The sequence below is a fragment of the Cellulomonas septica genome (assembly GCF_012396155.1).
GTDB lineage: Bacteria > Actinomycetota > Actinomycetes > Actinomycetales > Cellulomonadaceae > Cellulomonas > Cellulomonas septica.
In genome coordinates this window covers 1-7,109 of record NZ_JAAXOY010000130.1, presented here as the reverse complement: position 1 = coordinate 7,109, position 7,109 = coordinate 1, and the positions used below count along the sequence as shown (strand labels likewise).

The 7,109-nt window shown below is 73.1% G+C and carries 7 protein-coding genes; 5 read left to right on the top strand and 2 right to left on the bottom strand.

Annotated features, from left to right (window positions below):
* Window positions 1-51 precede the first annotated feature (51 nt).
* The gene (locus tag HGA02_RS07130; RefSeq protein WP_124342436.1) at window positions 52-771 is read right to left on the bottom strand and encodes an IclR family transcriptional regulator; all 720 of its coding nucleotides are present in this window, start codon (window positions 769-771) and stop codon (window positions 52-54) included.
* 98 nt (window positions 772-869) lie between these two features.
* On the opposite strand from HGA02_RS07130, the gene leuC reads away from it, so the two are divergent.
* From leuC to HGA02_RS07105, 5 genes are all read left to right on the top strand, one after another.
* On the top strand, window positions 870-2,324 hold the full coding sequence (gene leuC, locus HGA02_RS07125; RefSeq protein ID WP_124342437.1) for a 3-isopropylmalate dehydratase large subunit: 1,455 nt from the start codon (window positions 870-872) through the stop codon (window positions 2,322-2,324).
* 32 nt (window positions 2,325-2,356) lie between these two features.
* Window positions 2,357-3,016, top strand: coding sequence for a 3-isopropylmalate dehydratase small subunit (gene leuD, locus HGA02_RS07120; protein ID WP_168678440.1), 660 nt, complete (start codon window positions 2,357-2,359; stop codon window positions 3,014-3,016).
* 376 nt (window positions 3,017-3,392) lie between these two features.
* The gene (gene murA, locus HGA02_RS07115; protein WP_168678439.1) at window positions 3,393-4,709 is read left to right on the top strand and encodes a UDP-N-acetylglucosamine 1-carboxyvinyltransferase; all 1,317 of its coding nucleotides are present in this window, start codon (window positions 3,393-3,395) and stop codon (window positions 4,707-4,709) included.
* 21 nt (window positions 4,710-4,730) lie between these two features.
* Window positions 4,731-5,495, top strand: a complete 765-nt coding sequence (locus tag HGA02_RS07110) for a 1-acyl-sn-glycerol-3-phosphate acyltransferase (protein WP_168678438.1) — start codon at window positions 4,731-4,733, stop codon at window positions 5,493-5,495.
* Complete coding sequence (locus HGA02_RS07105; RefSeq protein ID WP_343035342.1) at window positions 5,492-6,535, top strand: NAD(P)H-dependent glycerol-3-phosphate dehydrogenase; 1,044 nt, start codon at window positions 5,492-5,494, stop codon at window positions 6,533-6,535. The genes HGA02_RS07110 and HGA02_RS07105 overlap by 4 nt, the downstream gene beginning before the upstream one ends.
* 178 nt (window positions 6,536-6,713) lie before the next feature.
* On the opposite strand, the gene HGA02_RS07100 is transcribed toward HGA02_RS07105, so the two are convergent.
* The coding region (locus tag HGA02_RS07100; RefSeq protein ID WP_168678437.1) for a PLP-dependent transferase at window positions 6,714-7,109 on the bottom strand (396 nt) is incomplete at its 5' end.

The window sequence follows — 7,109 nt, the reverse complement described above, 5'->3', positions numbered from 1 at the left end:
GACCCCCTCGCGGCCGGCTCGCGAGGGGGTCCGTGGACGGGGGAGCGGGAGTCACTCGGCGGTGCGGCGCAGGACCTCGGTCAGGCGGTTCGCGGCGGAGACGACGGCGGCGGCGTGCAGGCGCCCGGGCTGGCGTGAGAGGCGCTCGAGCGGCCCGGAGACGGACACGGCGGCCACGACCCGGCCCGACGGCCCGCGCACGGGGGCGGACACGGACGCGACGCCGACCTCGCGCTCGGACACCGACTGCGCCCAGCCGCGGCGGCGGACGCCGGACAGGATCGTCGCGGTGAACTTGGCGCCCTGCAGCCCGCGGTGGAGCCGGTCGGGCTCCTCCCACGCGAGCAGGATCTGCGCGGCGGAGCCGGCCTGCATCGTGAGGGTCGCGCCCACCGGGATGGAGTCGCGCAGGCCGATCGGGCGCTCGGCCGCGGCGACGCAGATGCGCATGTCGCCCTGGCGGCGGTAGAGCTGCGCGGACTCGCCGGTGTGGTCGCGCAGCGCGGCCAGCACGGGGCTCGCGGCGGCGAGCAGGCGGTCCTCGCCGGCGGCCGTGGCGAGCTCGGAGAGGCGCGGTCCGAGCACGAAGCGGCCCTGCATGTCGCGCGCGACGAGCCGGTGGTGCTCGAGGGCGACGGCCAGTCGGTGGGCGGTGGGGCGGGCAAGATGGGTGGCGGTCACGAGCTGTGCGAGCGTCGCCGGGCCCGCCTCGAGAGCGCTGAGAACCGACGCGGCCTTGTCCAGGACGCCGACTCCGCTAGAGTTGTCCATAGGTCGATATTGGCGTCTCGGAGGCTGAGACGCAAGCAGGCACGCAACAGGAACCGGGAACACCCCCCACCCGGACGAACTAGAAGAGGACCGAGAACATGGCCGGCACGTTGGCGGAGAAGGTCTGGGACGCGCACGTCGTGCGACGTGGCACCGAAGGCGCACCCGATCTGCTCTACATCGACCTGCACCTGGTGCACGAGGTCACCAGCCCGCAGGCGTTCGAGGGACTGCGGCTGGCCGGACGCCAGGTCCGCCGCCCCGACCTCACGCTCGCGACGGAGGACCACAACACCCCGACGCTCGACATCGACCGGCCGATCGCCGACACGACGAGCCGCACCCAGATCGAGACGCTGCGCCGCAACGCCGCGGAGTTCGGCGTCCGCATCCACTCGCTGGGCGACGCCGACCAGGGCATCGTCCACCAGGTCGGTCCGCAGCTCGGGCTCACCCAGCCCGGCCTGACGGTCGTCTGCGGCGACTCGCACACGTCGACCCACGGCGCGTTCGGCGCGCTCGCGTTCGGCATCGGCACGAGCGAGGTCGAGCACGTGCTCGCGACCCAGACGCTCCCGCTCGCGCCGTTCAAGACCATGGCCATCACGGTGAACGGCCAGCTTCCCCCGGGCGCGACCAGCAAGGACATCATCCTGGCGATCATCGCCAAGATCGGGACCGGCGGCGGCCAGGGGTATGTCCTGGAGTACCGCGGCGAGGCGATCCGCTCGCTGTCGATGGAAGCCCGCATGACCATCTGCAACATGTCGATCGAGGCCGGCGCGCGCGCGGGCATGATCGCGCCCGACGAGACGACCTTCGAGTACCTCAAGGGCCGCCCGCACGCACCGGAGGGTGCCGACTGGGACGCGGCCGTCGAGTACTGGCGCACGCTGCGCACCGACGACGACGCGACGTTCGACGAGGAGGTCGTCCTCGAGGCGGCGGACCTCGAGCCGTTCGTCACGTGGGGCACCAACCCGGGCCAGGGCCTGCCGCTGTCGGCGGCCGTCCCGGTCCCGGAGCAGATCGCCGACGCCAACGAGCGCGTCGCGGCCGAGCGCGCGATCGAGTACATGGGCCTCACGCCGGGTCAGCCGCTGCGCGAGATCAAGGTCGACACGGTCTTCATCGGCTCGTGCACGAACGGCCGTATCGAGGACCTCCGCTCGGTCGCCAAGGTCGTCCAGGGCAAGCACAAGGCCGACGACGTGCGCGTCCTGGTCGTCCCGGCGTCCGCGCGCGTCCGGCTCCAGGCCGAGGCCGAGGGGCTCGACAAGATCTTCCTCGACTTCGGCGCCGAGTGGCGCAACGCCGGCTGCTCGATGTGCCTCGGCATGAACCCCGACCAGCTCGCGCCGGGGGAGCGCTCGGCGTCCACGTCGAACCGCAACTTCGAGGGTCGCCAGGGCAAGGGCGGCCGCACGCACCTCGTGTCGCCGCTCGTGGCCGCCGCCACGGCCATCCGCGGCACGCTCTCGTCGATCTCGGACCTCGGCGAGGACCCGAGGGCGTTCGACGGCAGCCCGCTCACGGACCTCCAGTCGGTCTGACCCGACCCGCGATCGCAGAAGGAAGCACCGTCATGGAGAAGTTCACCCAGCACACCGGCGTCGGGGTCCCGCTGCGCCGCAGCAACGTCGACACCGACCAGATCATCCCGGCCGTCTACCTCAAGCGCGTGACGCGCACGGGCTTCGAGGACGCGCTGTTCGCGGCCTGGCGCGGCGACCCGGATTTCCTGCTCAACCAGGACGCGTACAAGAACGGCTCGGTCCTCGTGGCCGGCCCGGACTTCGGCACCGGCTCGTCCCGCGAGCACGCCGTGTGGGCGCTCAAGGACTACGGGTTCCGCGTCGTGATCTCGGCGCGGTTCGCGGACATCTTCCGCGGCAACTCGGGCAAGCAGGGGCTGCTCGCCGCACAGGTCGCGCAGGAGGACATCGAGCTCATCTGGAAGATCCTCGAGACCCGCCCGGGCACCGAGGTGACCGTGGACCTCGAGTCGCGGACCGTCACGTGCGACGACGTCGTGGTGCCGTTCCAGGTCGACGACTACACGCGCTGGCGGCTGCTCGAGGGCCTCGACGACATCGGCCTGACGCTCCAGCACGCCGACGAGATCAGCGAGTTCGAGCAGACGCGTGAGCCGTGGCGCCCGCGCACGCTGCCCGCCAAGCACCTGCCGCCGGTCGAGATCAAGGCCGCACGTCCCGTGCCGGTCACGATCGGCCGCCCGGACTGAGACCACGCGGACCGCACGCACCGGAGGCCGGTGGGACCGTCGACGACGTCCCGCCGGCCTCCGGCGCGTCCGGACGCCTCGCCCGGACGGCCCGGCGCGCGCCCGGGACCACCACCCGTCCGTGCACGGCGGGCCCGGCATCCGGGGGCGAACGGGACGAACGTCACGCATCCGCGCCCCGGGATGGCTACCGTGAGCCCCAGGCCCTCGGGAAGAAGGGGCGCACCGCCGCGGTTCTCCCCTCGGGCCGGGTCCACGAGTCGCCCGACGGACGGCGTCCGTGCGCGGTGGGCCGGTTGTGAAGGTTTGGGGACGGGCGGCGCGACGCGCCGCGTCCGGTCAGGAGCACGCCTCGGCGTGGGAGACGATGAGGACCATGAGCGATCTGCTGTACGTCAACGGGGGCAACCCCCTGTCGGGCGAGATCACCGTCCGCGGTGCGAAGAACTTCGTCTCCAAGGCGATGGTGGCGGCGCTGCTGGGCGAGACGCCGAGCGTGCTGCGCAACGTCCCGCAGATCCGCGACGTCGCCGTGGTGACCGGGCTGCTCGAGCTGCACGGCGTGAAGGTCGACGCCGACGCGGACGCGGGCGTCCTGCACCTCGACCCGACCGACGTCGAGAGCGCGCACGTCGCCGACATCGACGCGCACGCGGGGTCGAGCCGCATCCCGATCCTGTTCTGCGGCCCGCTGCTGCACCGCCTGGGGGAGGCGTTCATCCCCGACCTGGGCGGCTGCCGCATCGGCGACCGGCCCATCAACTTCCACCTCGACATCCTGCGGCAGTTCGGCGCGGTCGTGGACAAGCAGGACAACGGCATCCACATCCGCGCACCGCGCCGCCTCCAGGGCACCAAGATCGCGCTCCCGTACCCGAGCGTCGGCGCGACCGAGCAGCTGCTGCTGACGGCAGTCCGTGCCGAGGGGATCACCGAGCTCTCGGGCGCGGCGATCGAGCCCGAGATCATGGACCTCATCAACGTCCTGCAGAAGATGGGCGCGATCATCTCGGTCGACACCGACCGCGTGATCCGCATCGAGGGCGTCGACCGGCTCGTCGGCTTCCAGCACACCGCGCTCGCGGACCGCATCGAGGCCGCGTCGTGGGCGTCGGCCGCGCTCGCGACGGGCGGCGACGTGTACGTCCGCGGCGCGACGCAGCCCGAGATGACGACGTTCCTCAACACGTTCCGCAAGGTCGGCGGCGAGTTCCACGTCGACGACGACGGCATCCGGTTCTTCCACCCGGGCGGCGACCTGCGGTCGATCACGCTCGAGACGGACGTCCACCCCGGCTTCATGACGGACTGGCAGCAGCCGCTCGTGGTCGCGCTCACGCAGGCGAAGGGCCTGTCGATCGTGCACGAGACGGTGTACGAGAACCGGTTCGGCTTCGTCGACGCGCTCGTCGGCATGGGCGCGACGATCCAGGTCTACAAGGAGTGCCTGGGCGGACGGCCGTGCCGGTTCGGCCAGCGCAACTTCTTCCACTCGGCGGTCATCAGCGGCCCGACGCCGCTGGCCGCGGCCGACATCGAGGTGCCCGACCTGCGCGGCGGGTTCAGCCACCTCATCGCGGCCCTGACCGCCAAGGGCACGTCGGCCGTCCGGGGCATCAGCCTCATCGACCGCGGCTACGAGCGGTTCACGCAGAAGCTCGAGGCGCTGGGCGCCGAGTTCAGCCGCGACTGAGTCCCGGTAGCATCCCCTCCCGTGCCGCCGCCGCCGAACTCGCCCCGCGCCTTCCGCGTCGTCGCCTTCATCCTGCGCCCGCCGCTGCTCGCCATGACGAAGCGCGACTGGCGCGGCGTGGAGCACATGCCCCGCGACCGTGGCGTCATCGTCGCGTCGAACCACATGACGAACATCGACCCGCTGACGTTCGCGCACTTCCTGTGGGACAACGGCTTCACGCCGAAGATCCTCGCGAAGGCGTCGCTCTTCAAGGTCCCGGTGCTGGGGAAGGTGCTGCTCGCGACGGGTCAGATCCCGGTGCACCGCAACACCGCGGCGGCGGGGGAGTCGCTGCAGTCGGCCATCGCGGCCATCGACGACGGGGCGTGTGTCGCGGTCTTCCCCGAGGGGACGCTCACGCGTGACCCCGAGCTGTGGCCCATGGTCGGCAAGACGGGTGTCGCGCGGCTCGCGCTGACGACCCGGGCACCCGTGATCCCCGTCGCGCAGTGGGGTCCGCAGAACCTGCTCGGCCGGTACAAGAAGCTGCTCAAGCCGATCCCGCCGAAGAAGGTCTCCGTCGTCGCCGGGCCTCCCGTCGACCTCGACGACCTGTACGACCGCCCGCAGGACAACGCGACGCTGCGCGAGGCGACCGAGCGCGTCATGGCCGCCATCACGGCGCTGCTCGAGGACCTGCGCGCCGAGCAGGCGCCGACGGTCCGCTACGACATGCGCAAGCCGAACGCCCCGCGCGACGCGGGCGCCGGCGGGGACGCCGCACCGCGTCCGGAGGTGCCGTGACGGCCGACCTGCTGCCGCCCGACGAGCCCGCGGCCCCGCGGCTGCGCGCCACCGTCCTCGGCGCGGGGAGCTGGGGGACGACGTTCGCCGCGGTGATGGCCGACGCGGGCTGCGACGTGACGGTCTGGGGCCGTGACGAGAAGACGTGCCGCCAGATCGCCGACGAGCACCGCAACGAGGCGTACCTGCCGGGCATCGAGCTGCCGTGGCGGATCACCGCGACCACCGACGCGCACGCCGCCGTCCGGGGCGCCGACGTCGTCGCGGTCGCCGTGCCGTCGCAGCAGGCCCGCACCGTGCTCGAGCCGCTGCGCGACGCCGTCGGGCCGCGCACGGTCGTCGTGTCGCTCATGAAAGGTGTCGAGCTCTCGACCGACCAGCGCATGAGCGAGGTCGTCGCCGAGGCCCTGGCGATCGACGCGTCGCGCGTGGCCGTCGTGTCGGGCCCGAACCTCGCGCGGGAGATCGCGCGCCGCCAGCCGACGGCCACCGTCATCGCGTCGACGAGCGACGAGACCGCACGCCTGGTGGCGCGCGCGTGCGCGTCGGCGTACTTCCGCCCCTACACGAACCCCGACGTCGTCGGCGTCGAGCTGTGCGGTGCGGTGAAGAACGTCATCGCGCTCGCGGTCGGCATCTCGCAGGGGCGCGGGCTCGGCTACAACACGATGGCGACCGTCATCACGCGCGGCCTCGTCGAGATCACGCGCCTCGGGCTCGCGCTCGGGGCCGACGCCGAGACGTTCCCCGGCCTCGCGGGCATGGGCGACCTCATGGCGACGTGCGCGTCCCCCGACTCGCGCAACCACACGCTCGGCGGGCACATCGGCCGCGGCATGTCGCTCGACGAGGCGATCGCCGCGACCGGCGGCACCGCCGAGGGCGTGAAGTCGTGCCGGTCTGTCCTGGAGCTCGCGACGTCGCTCGGCGTCGAGATGCCCATCACGCACGCCGTGGTCCGCGTGCTGCACGAGGGGCTGCCCGTCGACCAGCTCGCCCCGCTGCTGCTCGCACGCCCCCACAAGGCCGAGGGCGCCTGACCCGTCCGGGCGTCCCGGACGGGCACCCGGCTGCGCCGGCACGCGACCGCCGCCGGATCGACGCCTGTCGCGACGTCTCTGCCGGCACCAGCCTGCGCCGCGCGGGCTCGTCGGCCGACGTCGCGACGGCCGCAGGTCCCCGCTGCTCCCGCCGCGGAGGACTCCGGGCGTGGTCTCCTCAGCCCGCCGTGGCGGCGTCCAGCGCCTGCGCGAGGTCGCGCCACAGGTCCTCGACGTCCTCGATCCCGACGGACAGCCGCAGCAGGTCCTCGGGCACGGTGACGGTCTCCAGCGGGAACCGGCGGCGCCGCTCCAGGCTCGACTCCACGCCGCCGAGGCTCGTCGCGGGTACCCACAGCCGCACCGCGGCGACGAGGGCCTCGGCGGCCGCGACACCGCCGTGCGGTCGCAGGCCGATGATCGAGCCGAAGCCGTCCATCTGCGCCGCCGCGCGCGCGTGCCCGGGGTCGTCGGGCAGGCTCGGGTGGCGCACCTGCGCGACCCCCGGGTGCGCGGCGAGGCGGCGGGCGATCTCGGCCGCGTTGGCCTGCGAGCGCTCCAAGCGCAGCGCCAG